The following is a 21,683-nucleotide window of genomic DNA, read 5'->3' on the forward strand; positions in this document are numbered from 1 at the left end:
TGACTTCGCCCGTGCCTGCCGGGCCGGGACCGGGAACCCGTCCCGCGTCCCGCCCCGGGTCCGTCCGACCCTAGGTGATGTGAGCCCGCTTTCCGTGCCGCCTCACGACGGCCCTTCCGAGACCATGACGTGACGTACGCCGTCGGGGGTTCCCCGACGGCGGTGGGGGCGGAATCACAGGGGTGCGGCGCAACCCCCACTTCCCGCACCCGTCCGCGAGTGCCACCATGGAGGTGGTCCGGGGACGCCGTCAGGGCGCCTCGAGATGACGGAAGGGCCTTCGGCCATGACAGTTCATCCTGCCCGCGAACAGCAGCCGCCCGCCGAACAGCCGCCGGCCGGCCGGCGGCCATCGGCGCGCTCCGACGGCGGCAAGGCCCTGTACGGCGGCAAGAGCTCCCGCAGGATCACGGTCCACGACATCACCGCGGCCAAGGAGCGCGGCGAGCGGTGGCCCATGCTCACCGCGTACGACGCCATGACGGCGTCCGTGTTCGACGAGGCCGGGATCCCCGTGATGCTCGTCGGCGACTCCATGGGCAACTGCCACCTGGGGTACGAGACAACGGTGCCGGTGACACTCGACGAGATGGCGATGCTGTCCGCCGCCGTCGTGCGCGGCACCAAGCGCGCGCTGATCGTGGGCGACCTGCCGTTCGGCTCGTACCAGGAGGGCCCTGTGCAGGCCCTGCGCAGCGCCACCCGCCTGGTGAAGGACGCGGGCGTGGGCGCGGTGAAGCTGGAGGGCGGTGAGCGCTCGCACGAGCAGATCTCCCTGCTCGTGCGGTCGGGCATTCCCGTGATGGCGCACATCGGCCTCACCCCGCAGTCGGTCAACTCGATGGGCTACCGGGTGCAGGGGCGCGGCGAGGAGGCGGCGCAGCAGCTGCTGCGTGACGCGAAGGCCGTGCAGGACGCCGGCGCGTTCGCGGTGGTGCTCGAACTGGTGCCCGGAGAGCTCGCCGCCGAGGTGACGGGCAGCCTGCACATTCCGACGGTCGGCATCGGCGCCGGACCCGAGACCGACGCGCAGGTGCTCGTCTACACGGACATGGTGGGCCTGACGCCCGGCCGTGTGCCGCGTTTCACGAAGCAGTACGCGGACGTGCGCGGCACGCTGCGCGACGCGGCGCGCGCGTTCGCCGACGAGGTCGTCGAGGGAACGTTCCCGCAGGAGGACCACACGTTCCACTGAGCGGCACGTCCCACCGTGCTGCCGCGCCCCTGAGCCACTGCCCGCACCATCGGCAGCCCGCCGGACGTCCCCCGCCGGCGGGCTGCCGCGCGTCTGCCGCACGTCCCGCACCCGCCTGTCGGCGACATGTCGGTGCGTTGTCGGTGGCGGCTGGTCTGATGGTGGCCATGACGCGAATCGACAAGAACCCGAGCGGTCACCGCAGGGGCATCGCCGTCGAGGTGCGGGGGCTCGTCAAGCAGTTCGGCGGCTCCCAGGGCACCAGGGCCCTCGACGGGGTCGACCTCGACGTGCGCGAGGGCACGGTCCTCGGCGTGCTGGGGCCGAACGGCGCGGGCAAGACCACGCTCGTACGCATCCTCTCCACGCTGCTGCGGCCCGACGCCGGCTCGGCGCGGGTCGCGGGCTACGACGTACTGCGGCAGCCCAGGCAGCTGCGCCGCACGATCGGCCTGACCGGCCAGTACGCCTCGGTGGACGAGAAGCTGTCCGGCCGGGAGAACCTGTACATGATCGGGCGCCTGCTCGACCTGCCCCGGTCCGACGCCCGGCGCAGGGCGGACGAGCTGCTGGAGCGCTTCTCGCTGACGGACGCCGCGAAGAAGCCCGCCATGCAGTACTCGGGCGGCATGCGGCGCAGGCTCGACCTGGCGGCCTCCATGATCGGCAGGCCGTCGGTGCTCTACCTGGACGAGCCGACGACGGGCCTCGACCCGCGCACGCGCAACGAGGTGTGGGACGAGGTGCAGCGGCTGGTCGGCGAGGGGGCGACCGTGCTGCTGACCACGCAGTACATGGAGGAGGCCGAGCAGCTCGCGGACGAGCTGACGGTCTTCGACCGCGGCCGCGTCATCGCGAGCGGCCGGGTGGACGAGCTGAAGGCCAAGGTCGGCGGCAGGACGCTGCGCATCGTGCCGAGCGATCCGGCCACCGTGGCGGCGATGGCGCGGACGCTCGCCGAGACGGGGCTCGACGGGGTGTCCGGGGCGACGGCGGTGCCTGACGAGGGCGCGCTGTACGTGCCGATCCTCAGCGACGAGCAGCTGACCGCGGTGATCGGGCTGCTCGGTGAGCGCGGCTTCTCCATCGCGCACATCGGCACGCACCTGCCGAGCCTGGACGAGGTGTTCCTGGCCATCACGGGCGAGAAGACGACGGGCACCGCGGGTGCCGCCGAGACCGAGGGGGTTGCCGCATGACGGCCACATCGACGAACGAGACGGGCGCCACGGCGGGCGCGGCGGCGGGTACGACGACGGAGGCGACGCACGCGGCAGGCGGGGCCGCGGTGGAGCGGGGCGCCCCGCCGCAGGGTTCCGCTCCCCCGGGCGGTCCCGGTACCCGCGCCGGCGCGGAGGGGCGGATCGGGCTGCGGGCGCACCTGCGGCACATCGGCGCACTCGCGCGGCGCAACGCCCTGCAGATCAAGCAGGACCCCGAGTCGATGTTCGACGTCCTGCTGATGCCGATCGTCTTCACGGTGCTGTTCGTGTACGTGTTCGGCGGGTCGGTGGGCGCGAGCCTCGGCGGTGACCGCCACGACTACCTGAACTACGTGGTGCCCGGGCTGATGGCGATGATGGGCATGAACATCGCCATGGCCGTCGGCACGGGCATGAACGACGACTTCCGCAAGGGGGTCATGGACCGTTTCCGCACGATGCCGATCGCCAGGTCGTCCGTGCTGATCGCGAAGATCGTGGTCGAGGTCGGCCGGATGATCGTCGCCACGGCGATCCTGCTCGGCATGGGGTTCGCGCTCGGCATGACGGTGCAGACGTCGGTGCTCGGCCTGCTGGCGGCGGTGGGGCTCTCCCTGCTCTTCGGCGCCGCGCTGATGTGGATCTTCATCCTGCTGGGGCTGACGATGAAGACGGCCCAGGCCGTCCAGGGGGTCGCCATGATCGTGCTGATGCCGCTGCAGTTCGGTTCCTCGATCTTCGCGCCGACGAAGACGATGCCCGGCTGGCTGCAGGCGTTCACGGACTACAACCCGCTGTCCAACCTGGCGGACGCGGCCCGCGGCCTGGTCAACGGGGGCCCGGTGGCGCACTCCGCCTGGATGACGCTCGCGTGGGCGGCGGGGATCACGCTGGTGATGGCGCCGCTCGCGGTACGCAAGTTCCGCGACAAGACCTGAGCGGCGTGCACCGAGCACCGAGTGCGGTGCGGGCCGCCGGGGGGCGGCCCGCACCGGAGCGTCGCGACCGGACGCCGCGTCAGATGATGGCCCTGGCCTCGGCCATGGTCAGGGCGGCGCCCCGGTCGTGCGCCTCGGCGTGCGCGGCGGTGTCCCCGGAGAGCGCCGAGAGCGTTTCCTGCCACGCCACCTCGTACAGCTCCTTCTCGAACGAGGCGCGCACGTGTCCCTCGGGCACCAGCGCCTCGTAGGCGCCCACCAGGCGCGCCGCGTCGTAGGCGAGGGCGCCGCGGTCCTCGCCGCCTCGGCCGTCCGCTCCGTCCGCTCCGTCCGCTCCGTCAGGCGCCGTCGCGAGGCCGGCCAGGGCCCTGGCCGCGATCAGCAGGTGGACCGCGCTCATCTCCGGTGCCACCAGCTCCGACATCGGTATCTCGGCGTGCACCATTACGGCGCGTATGCCCTCACGCGCCCGCGCGTAGGCGCCGTCCTCCGCGTCGAGCCAGGCCAGACCGGACAGCACGAGCGAGCGGAAGATCATGATCGGGCCGGTCGTCGCCAGCAGTTCCTTGGCCTGGGTCAGCAGTTCGCGCGCCTCCGCCCTGCGGCCCGCGCGGCCGAGTTGGAGGGCGAGGGACATCCTCGCCACGGGGACCACCTCGTGGCCGGCCGACGCACTCCCCTCGTCGGCCGCGAGCACGCCCCTGATCATTTTCTCGCCCTCGGCGCCGCGCCCGAGTTCGAACAGGTTCTGCCCGAGCCTGACCTTCAGCAGCGAGACGTGGTTGCCGGCACCGAGGCCCTCGGCGTACTCGACGGCCGTCGCGAAGTCGTCGACGGTGTCCTCGAAGCGGCCCAGCCGCTCATGTGCCTCACCGCGCGCGGACAGCGACTCGGCGGCCCCCCAGTGGTCACCGAGCCGCTCGAAGATGACGAGGGCGCGGTCGGCGTCGCGGGCGGCCGACTCGGCGTAGGCGCTCCGGTTGGCCATGACGTTGGCGCGCATCTGCAGCACGCTCGCGAGGTCCCAGTCGTAGCCGAGGCGCTCGCACGCCTCCACGGTCGCGTCGAGCCCCGCCAGGAGCCGGTCGATGTTCCCGGTGAACAACATGGCGAGCAGCCAGAACGTGCCGGGGAAGCGGCAGGTCTGGGGCAGCCCGGCCCGGTAGACCCGGGCGACGTTCGACAGCCACTCCTGCTGCCCGGCGAGCCAGCCCTCCGCGGTGAACTCCGCCTGGAGCATGCGGAACAGCCACACCTCGCGCCGTGCCTCCGCCAGCACCTCGTCGCGCATCGGCGGCGGCGCGTCGGTGCACCGCTCGTGGATCGGCGGGGCGGGCGCCGCCGGCGGTGCGAACGGGTCGGAGCTGAACTCCACCGCGATCCCGGCCCAGTGCCGCGCCTCGGCGCGCTGGTCGAGCATCTGCCAGTACCAGGCGAGGGAGAGCACGAAGCAGAGCAGTTCCTGCTCGTCGCCCGCCGCGTGCGCCCTGCGCATGGCGGTGCGCAGGTTCTCCCACTCGCGCTGGAGCCGTTCGAGAGCCGTGCGCTGGCCGTGGCCGCGCAGCTGGAGGTCGGTGGTCCGCGCCAGCTCGCGGTAGTGCACGATGTGCGCGCGCTCGGTCGCCCCCCGCTCGCCTGCCTGGTCGAGCCGGTGTGCCGCGTACTCGGCGACGGTCTCCAGGAGCCGGTAGCGCATGCCGGCGTCGGGGCCGGTCCCCGGGACGGCGACCACGAGGGACTTGTCGATGAGCGACCCGAGCACGGCCGCGATGTCGTCGCCGTGCACCCCCAGGTGCCCCTGACCGATCGCATGCCCCGGGCGGAACGCGTCCTCCACGCGGTGTGCGCCACCCCCAGGGCCGGACGTCCCGTTCGCCTCAGCCGAACTCGGCCCATTGCCCCCGCCGTTGACGCTCGCCGCGCCGTCGGCGCTGCGCGGGCCGCCCCCGGCGCGCGAGCCCGGGGCGGGGGCCTCGCCGCACGCGGCCGCCCCCGGCGCGGGGTCCGCGCACACGGCTTCCGCGGCGGGGAGGTCGCAGCCGCCGGCGAAGACGGACAGCCGCCGCAGCACCGCGCGCTCCCCCTCGTCCAGCAGCTCCCAGGACCAGTCCACCACCGCTCGGAGCGTCTGCTGCCGCGGCAGCACCGTACGGCTCCCACCGGTCAGCAGCCGGAACCGGTCGTCAAGGCGGTCCGCGATCTGCCGCGGCGTCAGCAGCCGCAGCCGCGCGGCCGCGAGCTCGATCGCCAGCGGCAGCCCGTCGAGACGCCGGCAGATCTCCTCGACCGCCTCCGGGTCCCCCTCCGCGTCGAACCCCGACCGCGCCGCGCCGCCGCGCTCGGCGAACAACCGGAACGCCGAGCCCGGCGGCAGCGGCTCGACCGGGCGCACCACTTCCCCCGGCACGCCCAGTGGCTCGCGGCTCGTCGCCACCACCGAAAGGCCGGGGCATCGCGTCAGCAGCACCTCCGCGAGCGCCGCCGCCGCGTCCACCACGTGCTCGCAGTTGTCGAGCACCAGCAGCACGCGCCGCCGCGCCAGGTGCTCGACCAGCGACTCCAGCGGGTCGTCCGCGTGCGGGTCCGCCGCGCGGAGGCTCTCGGCGCCCGCGCCGCGCAGGACGGTCTCGCGGGCGCGCAGCGCTCCGAGCACCGCCTCGGGCACCCCGCCGGGGTCCTCGACGGGGGCGAGTTCGGCCAGCCACACGCCGTCGGGGTACGAGGGGCCGCCCGCCGCCTCGGCCGCCTCCTGGGAGAGGCGGGTCTTGCCGGACCCGCCCGGGCCGGTGAGCGTGACGAGGCGGGAGCGCGCGAGGTCGCCGTGGAGGGCCCTGATGTCGTCCTGGCGCCCGACGAAGGAGGTCAGGCGGGCCCGGAGGTTCCCGGGCGGCGCCGGCGGCGTGGGGGTGAGGGACGCGGGTGGCGCCGGAGCATCGGGGGCGCGCCGCTCCGGGTGCCTGGAACGCTCCGGACGCCCGGAGCGGTCCTGGCGGCCGGTGTCGCCCGCGAGCAACGCGCTGTGCAGGGAGCGCAGTTCGGGCCCCGGGTCGGTGCCGAGGCGGGTGGCGAGCAGCCGGCGCGTCTCCTCGTAGGCGGCCAGCGCCTCCGCCGGGCGCCCGCTGTCGCGAAGCGCGCGCACGCGCAGCGCGTGCAGGCGCTCGTCCAGCGGGAACTCCTCGCACAGCGCGGTCAGTTCGGGCAGCGCCTCGTCCGCCTTGCCGAGTTCGAGCGCGGCCGCGAGCGCGGTGCGGTGCGCGTCCTGACGGCGCGTCCGCAGGCGGGCGGCGTCCCCGCCCCGGTCCGGCAGGTCGGCGAGCGCCGGGCCCTGCCACAGCGCCAGCGCGTCCGCGAGCAGCGTGCTCGCCTTCACCGGGTCACCCGTCTCCAGCGCGCGCACGCCCTCGGCGGTGAGGCGGACGAAACGGTGGCCGTCCACGTCGTCCTCGGCCGCACACAGCCGGTAGCCGCCCTCGGCGGACGCGATCGCGTCGTGCCCGAGCGCCCTGCGGAGCCGGCCGACCAGGGCCTGCAGCGCCGCGACGCCGTCCGCGGGCGGGTCGCCGTCCCAGACGTCGGCGACGAGCACGCCGACCGGCACCGTGCGGCCGGGGCGCATCGCGAGCGAGGTGAGCAGGGCGCGCAGGCGCGCGCCCCCGATGGCGACGGGGGTGCCGTCGTCGTGGAAGGCGCGGGTCGTGCCGAGGATGCGGTAGCGCATGGCGTCATTGTCTCCCAGCGGGCGTCTCAGCCGATCCGGGCGCCCCGGGCGCCGGCGCGCTCGGGCCCGTCCCGTCGGGCCGTACCGTCGGCCCGTACCGTCGGGCCCGTCCCTCGCGTCTAGACTTCCCGCGGTGAACGCGACCCTCCCCACCTCGGAAACCCTGCGCGCGGCCCTCGCCGGCCTGCTCGAAGGGGAGCCGCCCGCGCGGACGGCCGCGGCCGTCGACCGGCTGATCGCCACCTACCGCGGCACGACCCCCACCCACACGCCCGTACTGCGCGACGCCGCCGACGCCGCCGCGTACGCCGCGTACCGGATGCCGGCCACCTTCGAGGCCGAGCGCGCCGCCCTCGGCGCCCTCGCGGACGCGGCGCCCGGCTGGGCGCCCGGCAGCCATGTCGACGTGGGCGGCGGCACCGGCGCGGCCGTCTGGGCGGCCGCCGCGACCTGGCCCGGAAGCCGGACGACGACGGTGCTCGACTGGGCCGGGCCGGCACTCGCCGCGGGCCGGGACCTCGCGGCCGGTGTCCCGGCCCTGCGCGACACCCGGTGGACGCGGGCCCGTGTCGGTGGGGCGGCCGGTGAGCTGCCCGCCTGCGACCTGCTCACCGTCGGCTACGTGCTGAAGGAACTGACGCCGGACGACCGAGCGGCGCTGGTGGCGGGCGCAGCGCGGGCCGCGCGCGCCGTGGTGGTCGTGGAACCTGGCAGCCCGGACGGCTACGAGCGGATCATGGCGGCCCGCGACCTGCTGATCGGGGCGGGCCTGCGGATCGCGGCGCCCTGTCCGCACGACGGTGCGTGCCCGATCGAGCGGGGCGCCGACTGGTGCCACTTCGCGGCGCGCGTCGGCAGGTCGTCGCTGCACCGGCAGGTCAAGGGCGGCTCGCTGCCGTACGAGGACGAGAAGTTCAGCTACGTCGCCGCGGTGCGCCTGCCGGCGCAGGCCGCGCCCGCGCGGGTGGTGCGCAGGCCGATGACCAGGAAGGGCCAGGTGCTGCTCGACCTGTGCACGGTGGCGGACGGACTGCGCCGGGAGACGGTCACGAAGCGGCGGGGCGCCGAGTACCGCGCGGCACGCTCCGCGGACTGGGGCGACGCGTGGCCGCCGCCCCAGCGGGAGCACCGGCAAGGCGGCGCGGAGCGTGAACGGGACCCGGGGTCAGACGCGTAGCTCCTGCGTGCAGCACTTCACGCTGCCGCCGCCCTTGAGCAGCTCCCCGAGGTCGACGCCGATCGGCTCGAACCCGCGGTCGCGCAGCGGCCCGAAAAGACCGACAGCGGCCTGCGGCAGCAGGACGTGCAGTCCGTCGCTCACGGCGTTGAGGCCGAGCGCCGCGGCGTCGCCCGCGTCGGCGAGCAGCGCGTCGGGGAAGAGCCGGGCGAGCACGGAGCGGCTGCCCGGCGAGAAGGCTTCGGGGTAGTACATGACCTCGTCGCTCGCGTCGTCCAGGACGCACAGCGCGGTGTCGAGGTGGTAGAAGCGCGGGTCGACGAGGTCCAGGCCGATGACGGGTCTGCCGAAGAACTCCTGCGCCTCGTCGTGTGCGAGCGGCACGCAGCGGAAGCCGCGTCCGGCGAGGATGTACGACGCGGTGACCGCGAAGTCGCCCTCCCCCTCGTTGACATGGACCGGTTCTCGGACGTCGGCGAAGCCGTGTGCGCGGAACCAGGCGAGGTGCGCCCCGGCCTCCTCCGTGCGCTGTCCGTGAGCGAAGCGCGCACCGAGCACGCGGCCGTCGGCGACGGTGGCGCCGTTGGCCGCGAACACCATGTCGGGCAGTCCCGGGCGCGGCGCGAGGAAGGAGACGGTGTGCCCGAGCGCGAGGTAGCGGTCGCGCAGGATCTCCCACTGGGCGACGGCGAGCCGCACGTCCACCGGCTTGGCCGGGTCCATCCAGGGGTTGATCGAGTAGGTGACCTCGAAGTGCGTGGGCGGGCACATGAGGTAGCTGCGGGGCGAGGCGGCACGGTGCACGGTGTACTCCTCACGGACGGTGGTCGCGCACGACGTTGTGCGTGACACCCACATCGTGCGCCGCGGTGGCCGCTGTCCGCAGTGATCCGTTCGGGTGGTTCGGTCGGTTCACACCGGGAGCCAGGCGAGTCCCTGCGCCGTCCGGCGGACGCGCCCGAAGACGACGTCGGCGAAGTGGATGCCGAAGCCGAGCGTGCCGGAGCGTTCCAGTTCGGCGAGGAGGCGGCGTCGGTGGCGGGCGGACTGGCCGGGGTCGTCGTCCGGGACGGGCGACCAGTCGGGGTGGCTGACCTGGAGCGGGGTGATCAGGGCGTCGCCGAACGCGAGCAGGCGGGTGGGGCCCGAGGCGATGACGAAGCCGGTGTGCCCCGCGGTGTGCCCCGGCAGGGCCAGCGCGTGCACCCCGGGGAAGACCTCCTCGCCCGGCAGCACGAGGCGTACCTTCGCCTCGATCGGCCAGGTGCCGGGTCCCCTGTGGTCCCACTCGGCCTTCGGCACGACGAAGGTGGCCCGGGTGAACAGGGGCGGCTCGGCGCGCGCCCAGCCGATGTGGTCGGGGTGCAGGTGGGTGAAGGCGACCGTCTCGATCGTCCGCGGTGAGCGCCCGACGAGGGCGAGGCTGCCGGGCAGTCCTCCGCCGTGCACCGCGCCGCTGTAGGGGTGGTCCGGGTCCTCGGGGAGCGCGTGCGGGCCGTATCCGGCGTCGATCAGCAGGGCGCGTGCGCCGTGCTCGACCAGCAGGCCGCCGGTGTTGGCGACGAGCCTTCGGGTGTCGTTGAGATAGGCGCCGTGGACGGCGCGGATACGGTCGGCCGCCGCGGGCAGGCAGCCGTCCGGCTTGAGCAGCATGGCGCCGTCCGGTACGTAGCTGACCCTCAGCTCGCCCACGCTCAAGGAGCGCACCGCCGAGGGCCTGCGCAGCCGGATGTCGTTCACGGATGATCCCCTCCCGGGCGGCCAAGGCGGCCCGGCGCGGCTCGGATTCCGGCCGGCGCGTCCGGCCGCCCTTGCGGGGGCGGATGGACGCGCCGGGTGTGCGGACGGTGCCGGCGGCCGGCGCCTGGCACGGGCGGCCTGGCCCGTCTTCCTACGCGGGGGTCCGCTTGCGCAGCACCACACCGACGAGCAGCGAGCCCACGAGGGCCACGATCCCGGCGGTCACCATGCCGGCGTGCAGACCGCCCAGGGTGTCGGCGCGTGACGGCGCGGAGCTGCCGCCGGCGAGCGCCAGGGTGCGGGCGGCGGCGATCGCGCTGAGCGCCGAGACGCCGATCGCCGCGACGTACTGCGGCAGCTGCGACAGGCCCCCGACGACGCCCTGGTCCTCCTCGGAGACGCCCGAGGTCATCACGGTGATGAAGGAGACGACGCTGAAGACGTGGCCGAGGCCCATCACCGACGAGGTGATCAGCAGGGCGGTCAGGTCGGCGTCCTGCGGCAGGGTGAACATCATGACCGTGCCGGCGCCCTGGATGAGCAGGCCGGCGGCCAGCACCTTCACCCCGCCGAAGCGGCCGAGCAGCTTGGCGACGAACAGTCCGCCGATGGTCGCGGCGGCTCCCTCGCCGAGGTAGCTGAGGCCGGCCTGGAGGGCGCTGAAGCCGAGCACGTCCTGCATGTAGAGGCTGAGCAGCACGGTGGTGCCCGCGCACATGCCGAAGGTGATGACACCGAAGAGACCGGACCACTTCACGGTCGGCCGGTTCAGCACCGAGAGCGAGACCAGCGGCTCCGGGTGGCGCCGCTCGACCAGCAGGAAGGCCGCGAGCAGGAGCACTCCGCCGGCGATCGGGCCGAACGCGTCCGGGCGGCTCCAGCCCTGGTCCCCTCCGGTGGAGATGCCGTAGACCAGGCCGAAGAGGCCGAACGTGGCGAGGATCGCGCCGGGGATGTCCATACGGTGCGCGGCGCCGGACTCCCGGATCGCCGGCAGGGCGAGCGCACCGGCCAGCGCGAGCACGCCCATCGCGCACAGCGCGACCATCGTCCAGCGCCAGCTGAAGCCGCTCGTGATGACACCGCCGCCGAGCGCGCCGAGCACGAAGCCGAGCGACATCACCGCGCCGTTGAGACCCAGCGCGCGGGCGCGCTGGGGGCCCTCGGCGAAGTAGCCGGTCATCAGGGCGATGGCGGCCGGGGCGATCATCGCGGCCGCGGTGCCCTGGCCGATGCGGGCCGCGATCAGCAGGCCGGGGCTGTTCGCGAGGGCCGCCCCGAGCGAGAACAGCGTGAAGACGACGACGCCGAGTGTGAACAGCCGCTTGCGGCCGATCAGGTCGGCGACCCGGGCGAAGAGTGGCAGCAGGCTCGCCGAGGGCAGCAGGCTGGCGGTCGCCACCCACTGGAGCGTGCCCGTCGAGGAGAAGCCGAGGCCGCTGCCGATGTCCGGCAGGGCGACGGTGACGATGGAGAAGTCGAGGCCGCACATGAAGGTGGCGCAGCACAGGGTGATCAGCACCAGCCACTCGCGCGCCGCGAAGGCGCTGCCGGCCGCCGGGGCCGGCGCGGCCTGCCGCGCGGCGGACGGCCCCGGGGGCGCGAGCGCCTCGGGCGTGGGGTCGGCGGGGGGCGAGGATTCGGTGACGGCCATGGCCGGTCCTTCCGTGGGATGCGTCTGGGGGGGTGGCCCGACTGAGATCTGTCCGGCCTGACCAGCTTCGATCCCGCGCACCTGCGCAACAAGAACGATCTGTGCAACGATCGATCCGCTGGACTCATCGTTCGACGTCGGGAGGGACACGGGGATCGGGCAATGGAACGCCAGGAGATCGAGATCTTCCTCGCCCTTGCCGAGGAACTGCACTTCGGCAGGACCGCGGACCGGGTCGGGGTGTCGCAGAGCAGGGTCAGCCAGACCGTCGCCCGCCTCGAACGCCGCGTCGGTGCCAAGCTGTTCGAGCGGACGAGCCGCCGGGTCACACTGACACCGATCGGGGAGCAGTTCCGCGGCGACCTCGCGCCCGCGTGGCGCGGTGTGGAGGAGGCGCTCGCGAAGGCGATGTCGGCGGGCCGCGGCATCACCGGCTCGTTGCGCATCGGCTTCTCGGGGGCGTTCACGGGCCACCTGCTGCACCGCGTCGCGGAGGAGTTCGGGCGCCGCCATCCGGGCGTCGACGTGCAGATCCGGCAGGTGCAGATCTCCGACCCGTACGGCCCTCTGCGGTCCGGGGACGTGGAACTCCAGGTCACCGAGCCGCCGTTGACCGAGACCGACCTGACGCTCGGTCCTGTCCTGGTCTCGCAGCCCAGGGTGCTGCTGATGTCGTCGTCGCACCCGTTCGCGCGTCGCGCGTCGGTGGGCCTCGAGGATCTCGCCGAGGCGACGCTGCTGACCGTCGGGGGGAGCGTGCCGTCACACTGGCTCGACCACCACTTCCCGCGGCAGACGCCGTCGGGGCGGCCCATCCCGCACGGGCAGGCCATAACCCACTGGGAGGACGCGCTCTCCCTGGTCCTGGCCGGCAAGGGTGTCACACCGGTCGCGGCCGCCGGCGCGCACTACTACAGCCGTCCCGGCCTGGTCTTCCGGCCGCTCTCCGACGCCCCGCGCATCGAGTACGCGTTCATCTGGCGCACCGGGCACGAGACGGCCAGGCTGCGGGAGTTCACGCGGCTGGCGCTGCGGCACGTGGGCGGGGTGGGCGGGCCGGCACACGCGGTGGAGAGCCTGTGGGACGGCGAGGGGGCGTGAGGGCGAGGGACGGTGCCGCCCTCGGCGGGGAGCGCGCCGCCGCGGCTCAGAGCAGGGTTCCGGCGCCCGCGGCGGCCAAGTAGCGCTGGTCAGGGGCGTCCTGGAGCATCACGTGGTGCAGGGTGGTGGTGGACGGAGATGGGGGGATGCCGAGGTCGTCGGTCATCCTGCGGCGCAGCGACTGGTACACGTCGAGCGCGGCGGCGCGGCGGCCCGATGCGTACAGCGCCCGCATCAGCTGCGCGTGCACGTTCTCGTGGTACGGGTGGTCGCCGACCAGGGCGACGGCCTCCGCGACGGCCTCGGGGAAGCGGCGGCACAGCAGGAGCGCGTCGATGCGCGCCTCCGACGCGGCGAGGTGCGTCTCGTGCAGCACGCGTGCCTGCGCGGTGAGCCGGCTGCCTTGGCGGACGTTGGCGAAGGGCGCGCCGCGCCACATCGCCAGTGCCCGGCCGAGTACTTCGGTGGCGGTGTGAGCCTCGCGCCGCTCCATGAGTCCGCGCGCCTCAAGGACCAGCCGCTCGAAACGCGGACGGTCGCACTCGTCCTCCGCGAGCCGCAGCACGTAGCCGTTGCCGTCGGTCACCAGGCGCCGGGCGGCGATGTCACCGGCCCTCGCACCGGTGGCGGCGGCCAGCGCCTTGCGTATCGCCCCGATGTACGTCTGGAGCGCGGTGGTCGCGGTGCGCGGCGGCTCGCAGTCCCACACCTCGTTCAGCAGGGCGGGCACCGAGACCCGGTGGTTGGCCTGTGCCACGAGCAGGGCGAGCACCTGCCGTTGCTTGGGTGCGCTGGGCGTCAGGTCACGCCCCTGCGCGCGGACGTCGATCGGTCCGAGAACTCGGAACTCCACAGCCCCTCCTCGGGGTGGGCATCACACTCCGGCGCGGCCGGCGGTGTGCGGGCGAACGGGTCGGCACCGGTCCTGCGGTGGGCAGGCGCGGTGTGGTGCTGTGCGTGCTGTGCAAGTGCGTGTGGTGCCGTGTGCCGTCAGGCGCCGTCAGACGCGGCGCCCGGGTACGGCCCGGGGCACCGGTCGTATCCCAAGCCGCGGTAGGCGGCGGCGACGGAGACGAGCGTGGCGTGGCGGTGCCAGCCGGGGTAGGACCGGCCGGCGAAGTCGTGCAGGCCGAGTTCGGCTTCGGCGGCGCCGGCCGGCGCGGCACCGGCAGAACCGATGAGCGCGCGGGCCTGGGCGTGCCGGGCCGGCGGCAGGCTGGTCAGCCAGACGTGACCGGCGCGTGCACGGCGGCCGGGTTGCGCGCCGGCCGTGCGTGACACGGCCGGGCGGCCCGTGGACGAGGGCTCCAGCACGTGCACGGTGCCGGGCCGCCGGTGCGCGGACGAGAGCGGCAGCGGTGGCAGCGGTGCGGCGCGGGGAACGTCCACGATCCAGTCGAGACCGCGCGCGTCGAGCCCCTCGATGACGGTGCCGGCGTCGACGTGGCCGCCGGTGTGGACGACGACCGGCCTGCGCGGTGCCGTCCTGGCAAGCCGGTCGGTGAGCGCGAGGCAGAGTCCGGCCGCGGAGGCGTGGGTCGCGGTCTCGGGGATGCGGGCCTTGTGGCGCAGTTGCTCGTCCTCGGTCCAGCGCGGCGGCAGGTACAGCTGCCAGTCCACGGAGTGGTCGCCGCTGTCGCCGGAGAGGAACGCGCCGATGGCGAGCTGGCAGTTGACGGTGCGTCCCGAGGCCGGCACGAAGCGGCGGTGGACGCCTACGGCGAGCCGGCCGCGCTTGGGGACGACGAGCGGGGCGAGCGTCCACGCCCGTACGGCAGTCCGCTCGGTGAGCCAGCGGACGAGCTCGGAACGGACCGGGCGCCACTGCCAGGCGCTGTCGTTGACGAACTGCTGGAGGGACTGCGGCGCCGTCGGCGACGGCGTGACGGAGGCGGCCATGCGGCGCAGCGACTTCTTTCCCTGCGTGGTCAGCAGGCCCTGCACATAGACGCCTGCCCACAGCCGCTGGTCGGCGCGTGCGAGGTGCGCGAAGAAGCGGTGGGCCACCGGGGCGGGGGCCGGCGCGCCGGGGGCGCGGGGGTGGGCTTCGGCCGCGTACATGGGCGGGCTCCTCTCTTCTCACCGTCGCCACGAAGTATAGAGAACATTCTCTATGTTTTTGGAGTGCGCCAGGGGGCGAATCGGTGGAAGGGTCCACTCCGGTCGCCGGCCGATCCGCCGCCATCGTGCTTGAGCTGCGAGGGAAGCGGCGCGCCCGCGGTGGGCCCCGGCGCGGAAATCTCCACGAGGACATCAGGACGCCGGACGCGCACGGGCGGAACGTGTCGTTCGCGTGCGCGGAAGGTCACGTTCAGTCATGCGCGCGGGGCGAGAAGCGCCTCCACCGCCGACAGGGCGTGCGCGAGGCTCTCCTCGGGCTCCTCGCCGGTGATGGTGCGCAGGACGTCGGGGACGGCGATGGCGTTCTCCAGGCCGAGCAGGACGTGGCAGAGCAGGGCGCCGACCATCGGCGGCACGGGGCCGCCCTCCGGCCGCTCCTCGCGCCACGCACGCTCCAGCGCCTCTCGCAGTCCTGGCGCCCACGAGCCGTACCAGCCGGGGCCGGTGGCCTGGCGCTCGCGGGCGAGGCGGGCGGCGGCCCGGATGCTGTGGCGGGTGCGCAGGCCGTCGGCCAGCGCACGGACCTCGTCGAGCAGACCCTGGGCTCCGAGCGTGCGTTCCGCGCGGTGGAGTGCCGCACGCGTATCGTCGGCGCCCGCCCTCTGGACGGCGTCCGCGAGAGCGGACTTGCTGGAGAAGTGGAACGTCAGCGCCCCCATGGTGACGCCGGCCGAGCCGACGATCCGGTGCAGCGAGGTGCCGGCGTAGCCGTGTTCGGCGAACTCCGCGGCCGCGGCCTCGATGAGCCGCTGCCGGGTCTGCTCCGCCCGCTCCTGCTTCGCCACGTGGCCCGCACGCCCTCTCGTCTCCCGCGCGCCGGGCGGCTTCCATGGCAGGCCCGTGGTGCGGGCAGCGGAACGCGACGGCCCGGTACGCCGTCTGGAACAGACCTCACAGTAGGTCAAGAGTTGCCCAAGAGATCAGGAGAAGCGGCAGCTCGGAACGTTCTTGGCAGGTTGGCCGGTAAGAGGGACCCCGATCCGGCTGACGGCCGTGCGCGCCTTTGCTTGACTGCCCCTCATGATCGATCAGACGTGCGACATGGACGGCAGGGTAGTCATGATCACCGGTGCTTCGTCGGGCATCGGCGCGGCGGCGGCACGGCTGTTCGCGCAACACGGCGCACACGTGGTGCTCACGGCCCGCAGGCAGAAGCAACTCGCCGCGCTGGCCGAGGAGATCGAGGCCGGCGGCGGCCGGGCGGCGTACGTCACAGGGGACGTACGCCGCAGCCGGGACATGGAGCACGTGGTCGGCACGGCACTCGACCGCTTCGGCCGGCTGGACGCGGCCTTCAACAACGCCGGCCAGGCCACCCCGGGCCGCGACCCGCACGAGATACCGGACGGCGACTACGACACCGTCATGGACGTGAACGTGCGGGGGGTGTGGAACTGCATGCGCCACCAGGCACGTGCGATGCTCGCGGGCGGCCGCGGATCGATCGTCAACACCGCGAGCGTGGCGGGTCTTCTCGCCACCGGCGTGGGCGCCCCCTACGTGGCCGCCAAACACGCCGTGATCGGGCTGACCAAGGCGGCTGCGGCCTCGTACGGAGACCGCAACATCCGCGTCAACGCCCTGGCCGTCGGCAGCACGCTCACCGAGATGATGGAGTCCGTGGTCGAGCAGATGCCGGGGGTGGAGCAGACGTTCTTCGCACGCGCCATCCAGAAGCGCTTCGCCGCCCCGGCGGAGATCGCCCGCGCGGCCCTGTGGCTGTGCAGCGACGCGTCGTCCTTCGTCACGGGCGCGACCCTGCCCGTTGAGGGCGGGACGCTGGCGGTCTGACGCGGGCGGCCGCGCGGGCGCGGAGCACCCGCACGACCGCCCGTCCCGCCGCGCCTAGCTCATCGCGTGGGCCTGCCAGGACGTGCCGGCCGCCGCCTCCGCGTCCAGGGTGCGCAGCAGTTCCCCGTCGATGTGGCCGAGGTCAGGGACGATGTGGCGCACGCCGGCCAGGCGCATGAGGCCGGCCTGGTGGCTGTGCGCGAAAGCGCTCGGGTGGCCGACGAACGGGGCGCCGAGTTCCCGGGCGGCCTCGGCGACGCGTGCCACGTCGTCGATGAAGAGGACCTGGCCGTCGCGGAGGCCGAAGTGCGCGGTGATCTCGCGCAGCCCCGGGCGCACGTCGTTGGTGCAGATGTAGCCGGGAGGCGTGAACAGCGACGCCCAGCGGCCGAGGTGCTCGTCGAAGTGGCTCTTCGCCAGGCCTCCGTAGCAGACGACGTCGAGCCCGGCCGCCCCCAGCCTGCGCAGCAGGGCCTCCGCGCCGTCGGTGACGGCCACCGGACGGTCCGCCAGGTAGGCGGCGCGCTCCTCGAAGTAGGCGGCGAGGGCTTCCTCGCCGGTCATCTCCCGCGGCACCGCGGCCGCGAGGGCGCGGCCCGCGTCCACCTGCCGCTGCGAGAAGACACTGCGCTCGACGTCCGCCGAGTACGTGCCGCCGCGGCGCGTCACGAAGCGGTGGATGAGCGGGCTGAAGGTGTCCTCCAGGAGCACGCCGTCGATGTTGACGGCGGCAAGCCGGAGTGTGCGCGTACGGTCGTTCACGGGACGGTCATTCATGGTCGGTCTCCCCCTTGGTGACGGGCGCGCTCACGGATGCCCACAGGGACAGCGCGCGCTCCTCGCTGATCTCGATGCGGTCGAGGGCCGGGGCCGTGGCGATGCCCGGAAGCAGCAGGCGCCACATGTTCACCGTGCGACGGGGCAGGTCGGCCCGCTTGGAGACGACCTGCGCGTACTCCTGCATGCCGGTGCACGCACCGACGACGAACTCGGCCAGCTCGCCGGGGTTCACGTGCTCGCGCAGCTCGCCCTGGGCACGGGCCGCCTCCAGGCACTCCTCGAAGCTGCGCGCCCAGACGGCGTACGGGGTCGCGTCCTGGAGCCCGAAGCTGGCCTGCTCGCCGGTGAGCCGGACGCCCGCGCGCAGCAAGGGATCAGCCTGGAGCGAGTGCGACCAGGTGAGGGTGAGGTCCGCCAGCCGCTGGAGGCCGGTGGTCGGCACGTGCGGCTCGATGGCCGTGCGCTGGGCGTTCATCACCTCCACCGCCAGGTTCTGCTTGCTCTTGAAATGGAAGTACAGCGCCCCCGCCGTCACGCCGGCGCGCTGGAGGATCTTGTTGATCCCGGCGCCGGAGTAGCCGTACTCGTCGAACACCTCCGCCGCCGCCCTCAGGAGCTGCTCTCGGGTCTGGATGGCGCGTTCCTGCTTGAGTACGCGGTCCTGCTTCTCTGGTGCCATGGCTGCGCCCCGGTCTCGACAAAAAAAAGAACGTCCTCTATGTTACGGGACATGGCGCGGCTCCACCACCGCGTGGGGGCAGCGCTTTTCCAGCGCTTTCGAATCAGGGGGAACCACCATGAACGAGTCGGTCACGGCTGCCGTTTCCAGAGCGAACCGGGTCGCGAGGGACCTCGTCCACAAGCACGACGCCGGGCAGGTGCTGCTCGCGGGCCTGCGGTGCCTCGGCGAGGACGAGTTCCTCGTCGCGGCCGACTGGACGGACACCAGCCAACTCGCCGCACACCGGCACGGCGGCCTGGACGACGCCGTCCTGATCACCGAGACGATCCGGCAGTGCTTCCCGCTGCTGGCACACGCCGGGTACGACGTGCCGTTCGGCGAGCGGCTGCTGTGGGACCAGTACCGCTACACACTGAACCTCGCCGCCCTGCACGACGGCGGCCTCGGCGGTCGGCCCGATCTGCACATACGCTGCCACGACGTGGTGCGCCGCCGCGGCCGGGTCAGCGGCCTCTCCATGGACATCACCGTCGTGCGGGACGGCGAGCAACTGGCCACCGCCTACACGCGGTTCATCATCCAGACGCCCGCGATCGTCCAGCGGCTGCGCGGCGCGCACGGCGACGCCGGCCGGATGATGGAACTGGCGCGCAGCCGCCCGCTGCCGCCCCCGGTCTCCGGGGCGAGCGAGGAGTTCCGCGACGCGGTGCTCTCCCCCACCGACGCGCGCGACCGCTGGCTGCTGCGCGTCGACACACACCACCCGATGTACTTCGACCACCCGAGCGACCACGTCCCCGGCATCCTCCTGCTGGAGGCGGCCAAGCAGGCCGCGCGTACCGTACGGCACCCCAGGGCCGGGACCGCCGAGGCGATGGAGACCGTGTTCCACCGCTACGTGGAGCTTGACGCGCCCTGCCAGGTGGACGCCGACGTGCTGCCGGACGACCAGACAGGCAGGGCACGGCTGCTGGTGACGATGCATCAGAACGACGAGCTGTGCTTCACCGCGCTGGTGTCGGTCGCGGGCCGGCCGGCCGCGTGACACCGGCCGCCTGACCGGGGCCCGCCGTCCGGCGGGTGCCCGGCAGTGTGCCGCCGCCCGTACGGGCGGCGTGGGCCCCGAGCACCAGGTCGTCGCCGACGGCGACGGGATGCCCCACGGAACGCAGGAGTTCGAGATCGGACGCGTGGTCCCCGTAGGCGGCGGCGCGCGAGGGGGGCACGGCGCGCTGCCGCATCAGCTCACGTGCCAGCCGGCCCTTCTGCACGCCGATCACCGGGCTTCGCACCACACCGGTGCACAGCCCGTCCGCGTACTCCGGCTCGCTGCAGAGGATCTCGTCGGCGCCGAGCGCGCCGGCCACCGGTTCGAGGCACGGGCGGAACGACCCGGACACGAGGACGATCAGCGCCCCCTGCTCCTGGTGCCGCCTCAGGGCGCTGACCACGGGCGGATGCAGGAGACCGCCCGCGGCGCTCTCCGCCTCGAACCACGCCCGGCCGTGCGAGAACAGCTCGTCCCGCGGCCGGCCGGCGAACAGGCGGTAGTACTCGCGGTTGGTCGTCAGCCGCGAGACGCCCTCCGCCGACCTGCGGCGCAGTGTGCCCGCCGCCTGCCCGTAGGCGGACGGCGGCAGTCCGCGCGCCCGGTAGTGGAACTCCAGGAAGCGGAACATGCTCTTGACGGTGATCAGGGTCTCGTCGACGTCGAAGAACGCGACGTCCACGGGGCGGTTCGGGTGATCCGGGTCCGGCGGGACGGGCATGGGCGCGTGCCTTCCGTTTGCGGGGTACTTGGCATGCGGGGTACGTGGCATGGGGACGGGGCCCGGGGTCAGATGGCCGCGGGGAGCGGGGCCGGCAGGGCGGCGTGCGCCGCCAGATAGGTGCGGGTGTTCCTGCCGGGCGTCTTGCGGCCCAGATGGCCGGCGGCCACCAGGCGCTCCAGCAGGCCGGCGGGGCGTGGGGCCCGGCAGCGGGGGTCGGCGTGCAGCCGCCGCATCACCTCGAGCGCCACGTCGGCGCCGACCATGTCGAGCAGCCGTACGGGGCCGAGCGGCTGCTCGCCCACGGACCGCACGGACGCGTCGAGCGCGGCGGTCGTGGTACCACCCGCGTCAAGCAGTTCCAGGGCCTGATTGAGGTACGGGAAGAGCAGCGCGTTGGCGATGAACCCGGCCCGGTCGCCGCACTGCACGGCACGCTTGCCGAGGTACCGGGCCACCGCGCGTGCCCGGGCGAGTGTGTGTGCGCTGGTGCCGCCGGCCGGTACCAGTTCCACCAGCCGCATCATCGGCGCGGGGTTGAAGAAGTGCAGGCCGAGCACGTCGCCCGGGCGTCCGGCCGGCTCGGTGCAGGCGGCCACCGGCAGGCTGGAGGTGGAGGTCGCCAGCAGGGTGTGCGGCGCGCAGACCTCGCCGAGTTCGGCGAACAGGCGCCGCTTGACGTCCAGGTCCTCCACCACGGCCTCGACGACGATGTCCACAGCGCCGAGTACCGAGCGGCGTGTGGTCGCGGTGAAGGCCGCCCCCGTCCGGCCGTCGTCCGCGCGGGTCAGCGCGGCCTCCACCCGTTCGGCCGCCGCCCGTGCCTTCTCCCCGGTCCGGGCGAGCAGGGTGGTGTCGAAGCCGCCGCGCACGAACGCCTCGGCGATGCCGGTGGCCATCACGCCCGAGCCGACGACCGCGACCCTGCGCCCGGGAGCGGCGGTCGGCGCCACCGTGGGGCGCGGGCCGGTGCGCCCGTCATGCCGGTGGAAGCCCCGCCCCGTCTTGCGGCCCAGCGCCCCCTGGGCGATCAGCTCGTCGAGGACGGGCGCCGGCGCCACGTGCCCCTCCCCCGCGTCGGCGAGCCGGGAGAGTACGTCACGCGCGGTGTCGAGGCCCATCGCGTCCAGCACGGCGAGCGGCCCCTCGTGCCAGCCGCAGCCCAGGCGCATGGCGTCGTCCACGTCCTGGGCGCTCGCGTATCCGTCGTGGACCATCCACGCCGCCCGGTTGAGCAGGCCGAGCAGGAGTCCTGGAGCGTACGATCCGGGCCGGTCGGCACTGGGGTGGACCGCGATCCCGGCCTCGCCGAGGATCTCGGCGACCCGTTCGGCCTGTGCGGGGGCGGCGTCGGGGGCGGCGGCCAGCTCGGCGCCGTCCAGGCTGTCGGAGCTCAGGAAGCGCAGGGCGAACAGGCCGGGCCCCGCGACGTCCGCGAGTTCGGCGAGCGGGGTGGTGAGCGCCGTGGTGAGCACCGGCGTGCCGGGGGTGCGGCGCCGGTTCACCTCCGCGAGCACCACGCGTTTCAGCGCGGGGGGTTCAGGTACCGCCTCGATGACGAGGTCGGCCCCGGATATGCCGTCGGGGAACCTGGCCACCGCCCGGAGGTGTTCGCTCCCGCGTGGTTCCATGGCGCGGGCGACGGCGGCCGGATCGTGGTCCACGCCTATGACGTCGAGACCCGCGCGGGCCAGCCGCCGGGCGAGGGCGAGGCCGTGGCCGCCGAGGCCCACGACGGCCACGGTGCGGGGGTCCTGCGCCGTCGCGCCGTCGCGCTGCTCGGTAGTGTCGATCATGGTGGAGCTCCTGCCTGTC

General features: G+C 74.0%; 18 protein-coding genes. 7 read left to right on the forward strand and 11 right to left on the reverse strand.

Going from position 1 to position 21,683, the window contains the following annotated elements; translation table 11 throughout:
* Positions 1 to 286: 286 nt before the first annotated feature.
* From panB to IH48_RS0126595, 3 genes are all read left to right on the forward strand, one after another.
* Entirely contained in the window at positions 287 to 1,195 is a 909-nt protein-coding gene (panB, locus tag IH48_RS0126585) for a 3-methyl-2-oxobutanoate hydroxymethyltransferase (protein ID WP_030909754.1), read from the forward strand.
* A 158-nt stretch (positions 1,196 to 1,353) separates the two neighbouring features.
* On the forward strand, positions 1,354 to 2,394 hold the full coding sequence (locus tag IH48_RS0126590; protein ID WP_030909755.1) for an ATP-binding cassette domain-containing protein: 1,041 nt from the start codon (positions 1,354 to 1,356) through the stop codon (positions 2,392 to 2,394).
* The gene (locus IH48_RS0126595; RefSeq protein ID WP_078850046.1) at positions 2,391 to 3,335 is read left to right on the forward strand and encodes an ABC transporter permease; all 945 of its coding nucleotides are present in this window, start codon (positions 2,391 to 2,393) and stop codon (positions 3,333 to 3,335) included. Before IH48_RS0126590 ends, IH48_RS0126595 begins: the two co-directional genes overlap by 4 nt.
* A gap of 79 nt (positions 3,336 to 3,414) precedes the next feature.
* Here the strand turns inward: IH48_RS0126595 and IH48_RS0126600 are convergent, their stop codons facing one another.
* Complete coding sequence (locus IH48_RS0126600; protein ID WP_030909763.1) at positions 3,415 to 7,053, reverse strand: AfsR/SARP family transcriptional regulator; 3,639 nt, start codon at positions 7,051 to 7,053, stop codon at positions 3,415 to 3,417.
* A 133-nt stretch (positions 7,054 to 7,186) separates the two neighbouring features.
* Between IH48_RS0126600 and IH48_RS0126605 the strand changes: the two genes are divergently transcribed.
* Positions 7,187 to 8,230 (forward strand): small ribosomal subunit Rsm22 family protein, encoded by a 1,044-nt coding sequence (locus tag IH48_RS0126605; RefSeq protein ID WP_051840594.1) that lies wholly within the window; start codon positions 7,187 to 7,189, stop codon positions 8,228 to 8,230.
* On the opposite strand, the gene ddaH is transcribed toward IH48_RS0126605, so the two are convergent.
* The 3 genes from ddaH to IH48_RS0126620 form a co-directional block, all read right to left on the reverse strand.
* Positions 8,219 to 9,082: a dimethylargininase gene (gene ddaH, locus IH48_RS0126610; protein ID WP_420705545.1), complete on the reverse strand. Its 864-nt coding sequence runs from the start codon at positions 9,080 to 9,082 to the stop codon at positions 8,219 to 8,221. The two genes, IH48_RS0126605 and ddaH, sit on opposite strands and share 12 nt — an antisense overlap.
* A 60-nt stretch (positions 9,083 to 9,142) precedes the next feature.
* Positions 9,143 to 9,970: an MBL fold metallo-hydrolase gene (locus IH48_RS0126615; RefSeq protein ID WP_234434389.1), complete on the reverse strand. Its 828-nt coding sequence runs from the start codon at positions 9,968 to 9,970 to the stop codon at positions 9,143 to 9,145.
* A 151-nt stretch (positions 9,971 to 10,121) separates the two neighbouring features.
* Entirely contained in the window at positions 10,122 to 11,624 is a 1,503-nt protein-coding gene (locus IH48_RS0126620; RefSeq protein ID WP_234434390.1) for an MFS transporter, read from the reverse strand.
* Between the two features lie 162 nt (positions 11,625 to 11,786).
* Between IH48_RS0126620 and IH48_RS0126625 the strand changes: the two genes are divergently transcribed.
* On the forward strand, positions 11,787 to 12,725 hold the full coding sequence (locus IH48_RS0126625; RefSeq protein ID WP_030909777.1) for a LysR family transcriptional regulator: 939 nt from the start codon (positions 11,787 to 11,789) through the stop codon (positions 12,723 to 12,725).
* Between the two features lie 46 nt (positions 12,726 to 12,771).
* On the opposite strand, the gene IH48_RS0126630 is transcribed toward IH48_RS0126625, so the two are convergent.
* From IH48_RS0126630 to IH48_RS0126640, 3 genes are all read right to left on the reverse strand, one after another.
* Positions 12,772 to 13,578 carry an AfsR/SARP family transcriptional regulator gene (locus IH48_RS0126630; RefSeq protein WP_030909779.1) on the reverse strand — a complete coding sequence of 269 codons (807 nt, stop codon included), beginning with the start codon at positions 13,576 to 13,578 and terminating at the stop codon, positions 12,772 to 12,774.
* 137 nt (positions 13,579 to 13,715) lie between these two features.
* A complete protein-coding gene (locus IH48_RS0126635; RefSeq protein ID WP_051840596.1) occupies positions 13,716 to 14,786 on the reverse strand; it encodes a transposase in 1,071 nt (356 codons plus the stop codon).
* 254 nt (positions 14,787 to 15,040) lie between these two features.
* A complete protein-coding gene (locus IH48_RS0126640; protein ID WP_051840598.1) occupies positions 15,041 to 15,631 on the reverse strand; it encodes a TetR/AcrR family transcriptional regulator in 591 nt (196 codons plus the stop codon).
* Between the two features lie 235 nt (positions 15,632 to 15,866).
* Here IH48_RS0126640 and IH48_RS0126645 point away from each other — a divergent pair, with 235 nt between their 5' ends.
* A complete protein-coding gene (locus IH48_RS0126645; RefSeq protein ID WP_234434391.1) occupies positions 15,867 to 16,637 on the forward strand; it encodes an SDR family NAD(P)-dependent oxidoreductase in 771 nt (256 codons plus the stop codon).
* A 54-nt stretch (positions 16,638 to 16,691) separates the two neighbouring features.
* Here IH48_RS0126645 and IH48_RS0126650 read toward each other — a convergent pair whose 3' ends face one another.
* The gene (locus IH48_RS0126650) at positions 16,692 to 17,414 is read right to left on the reverse strand and encodes a hypothetical protein (protein WP_030909789.1); all 723 of its coding nucleotides are present in this window, start codon (positions 17,412 to 17,414) and stop codon (positions 16,692 to 16,694) included.
* A complete protein-coding gene (locus IH48_RS0126655; protein WP_051840600.1) occupies positions 17,407 to 18,096 on the reverse strand; it encodes a ScbR family autoregulator-binding transcription factor in 690 nt (229 codons plus the stop codon). The genes IH48_RS0126650 and IH48_RS0126655 overlap by 8 nt, the downstream gene beginning before the upstream one ends.
* Positions 18,097 to 18,214: 118 nt before the next feature.
* Here IH48_RS0126655 and IH48_RS0126660 point away from each other — a divergent pair, with 118 nt between their 5' ends.
* Positions 18,215 to 19,144: a ScbA/BarX family gamma-butyrolactone biosynthesis protein gene (locus IH48_RS0126660; RefSeq protein ID WP_051840602.1), complete on the forward strand. Its 930-nt coding sequence runs from the start codon at positions 18,215 to 18,217 to the stop codon at positions 19,142 to 19,144.
* On the opposite strand, the gene IH48_RS33610 is transcribed toward IH48_RS0126660, so the two are convergent.
* Positions 19,104 to 19,868 carry an HAD family hydrolase gene (locus IH48_RS33610; RefSeq protein ID WP_051840604.1) on the reverse strand — a complete coding sequence of 255 codons (765 nt, stop codon included), beginning with the start codon at positions 19,866 to 19,868 and terminating at the stop codon, positions 19,104 to 19,106. The two genes, IH48_RS0126660 and IH48_RS33610, sit on opposite strands and share 41 nt — an antisense overlap.
* Before the next feature lie 68 nt (positions 19,869 to 19,936).
* Complete coding sequence (locus tag IH48_RS0126670; RefSeq protein ID WP_051840606.1) at positions 19,937 to 21,664, reverse strand: 3-hydroxyacyl-CoA dehydrogenase family protein; 1,728 nt, start codon at positions 21,662 to 21,664, stop codon at positions 19,937 to 19,939.
* Positions 21,665 to 21,683 lie beyond the last annotated feature (19 nt).

The organism is Streptomyces sp. NRRL F-5126, from assembly GCF_000721265.1.
In the GTDB taxonomy this organism is placed as follows: Bacteria; Actinomycetota; Actinomycetes; order Streptomycetales; family Streptomycetaceae; genus Streptomyces.

What these genes read in the sequence shown, in the direction of transcription:
- panB (WP_030909754.1), top strand. Translation starts at nt 287, where the DNA reads ATGACAGTTCATCCTGCCCGCGAACAGCAGCCGCCCGCCGAACAGCCG.
- IH48_RS0126590 (WP_030909755.1), top strand. Translation starts at nt 1,354, where the DNA reads ATGGTGGCCATGACGCGAATCGACAAGAACCCGAGCGGTCACCGCAGG.
- IH48_RS0126595 (WP_078850046.1), top strand. Translation starts at nt 2,391, where the DNA reads ATGACGGCCACATCGACGAACGAGACGGGCGCCACGGCGGGCGCGGCG.
- IH48_RS0126600 (WP_030909763.1), bottom strand. Translation starts at nt 7,053, where the DNA reads ATGCGCTACCGCATCCTCGGCACGACCCGCGCCTTCCACGACGACGGC.
- IH48_RS0126620 (WP_234434390.1), bottom strand. Translation starts at nt 11,624, where the DNA reads ATGGCCGTCACCGAATCCTCGCCCCCCGCCGACCCCACGCCCGAGGCG.
- IH48_RS0126625 (WP_030909777.1), top strand. Translation starts at nt 11,787, where the DNA reads ATGGAACGCCAGGAGATCGAGATCTTCCTCGCCCTTGCCGAGGAACTG.
- IH48_RS0126635 (WP_051840596.1), bottom strand. Translation starts at nt 14,786, where the DNA reads ATGTACGCGGCCGAAGCCCACCCCCGCGCCCCCGGCGCGCCGGCCCCC.
- IH48_RS0126645 (WP_234434391.1), top strand. Translation starts at nt 15,867, where the DNA reads ATGATCGATCAGACGTGCGACATGGACGGCAGGGTAGTCATGATCACC.
- IH48_RS0126650 (WP_030909789.1), bottom strand. Translation starts at nt 17,414, where the DNA reads ATGAATGACCGTCCCGTGAACGACCGTACGCGCACACTCCGGCTTGCC.
- IH48_RS0126655 (WP_051840600.1), bottom strand. Translation starts at nt 18,096, where the DNA reads ATGGCACCAGAGAAGCAGGACCGCGTACTCAAGCAGGAACGCGCCATC.
- IH48_RS0126660 (WP_051840602.1), top strand. Translation starts at nt 18,215, where the DNA reads ATGAACGAGTCGGTCACGGCTGCCGTTTCCAGAGCGAACCGGGTCGCG.
- IH48_RS33610 (WP_051840604.1), bottom strand. Translation starts at nt 19,868, where the DNA reads ATGCCCGTCCCGCCGGACCCGGATCACCCGAACCGCCCCGTGGACGTC.
- IH48_RS0126670 (WP_051840606.1), bottom strand. Translation starts at nt 21,664, where the DNA reads ATGATCGACACTACCGAGCAGCGCGACGGCGCGACGGCGCAGGACCCC.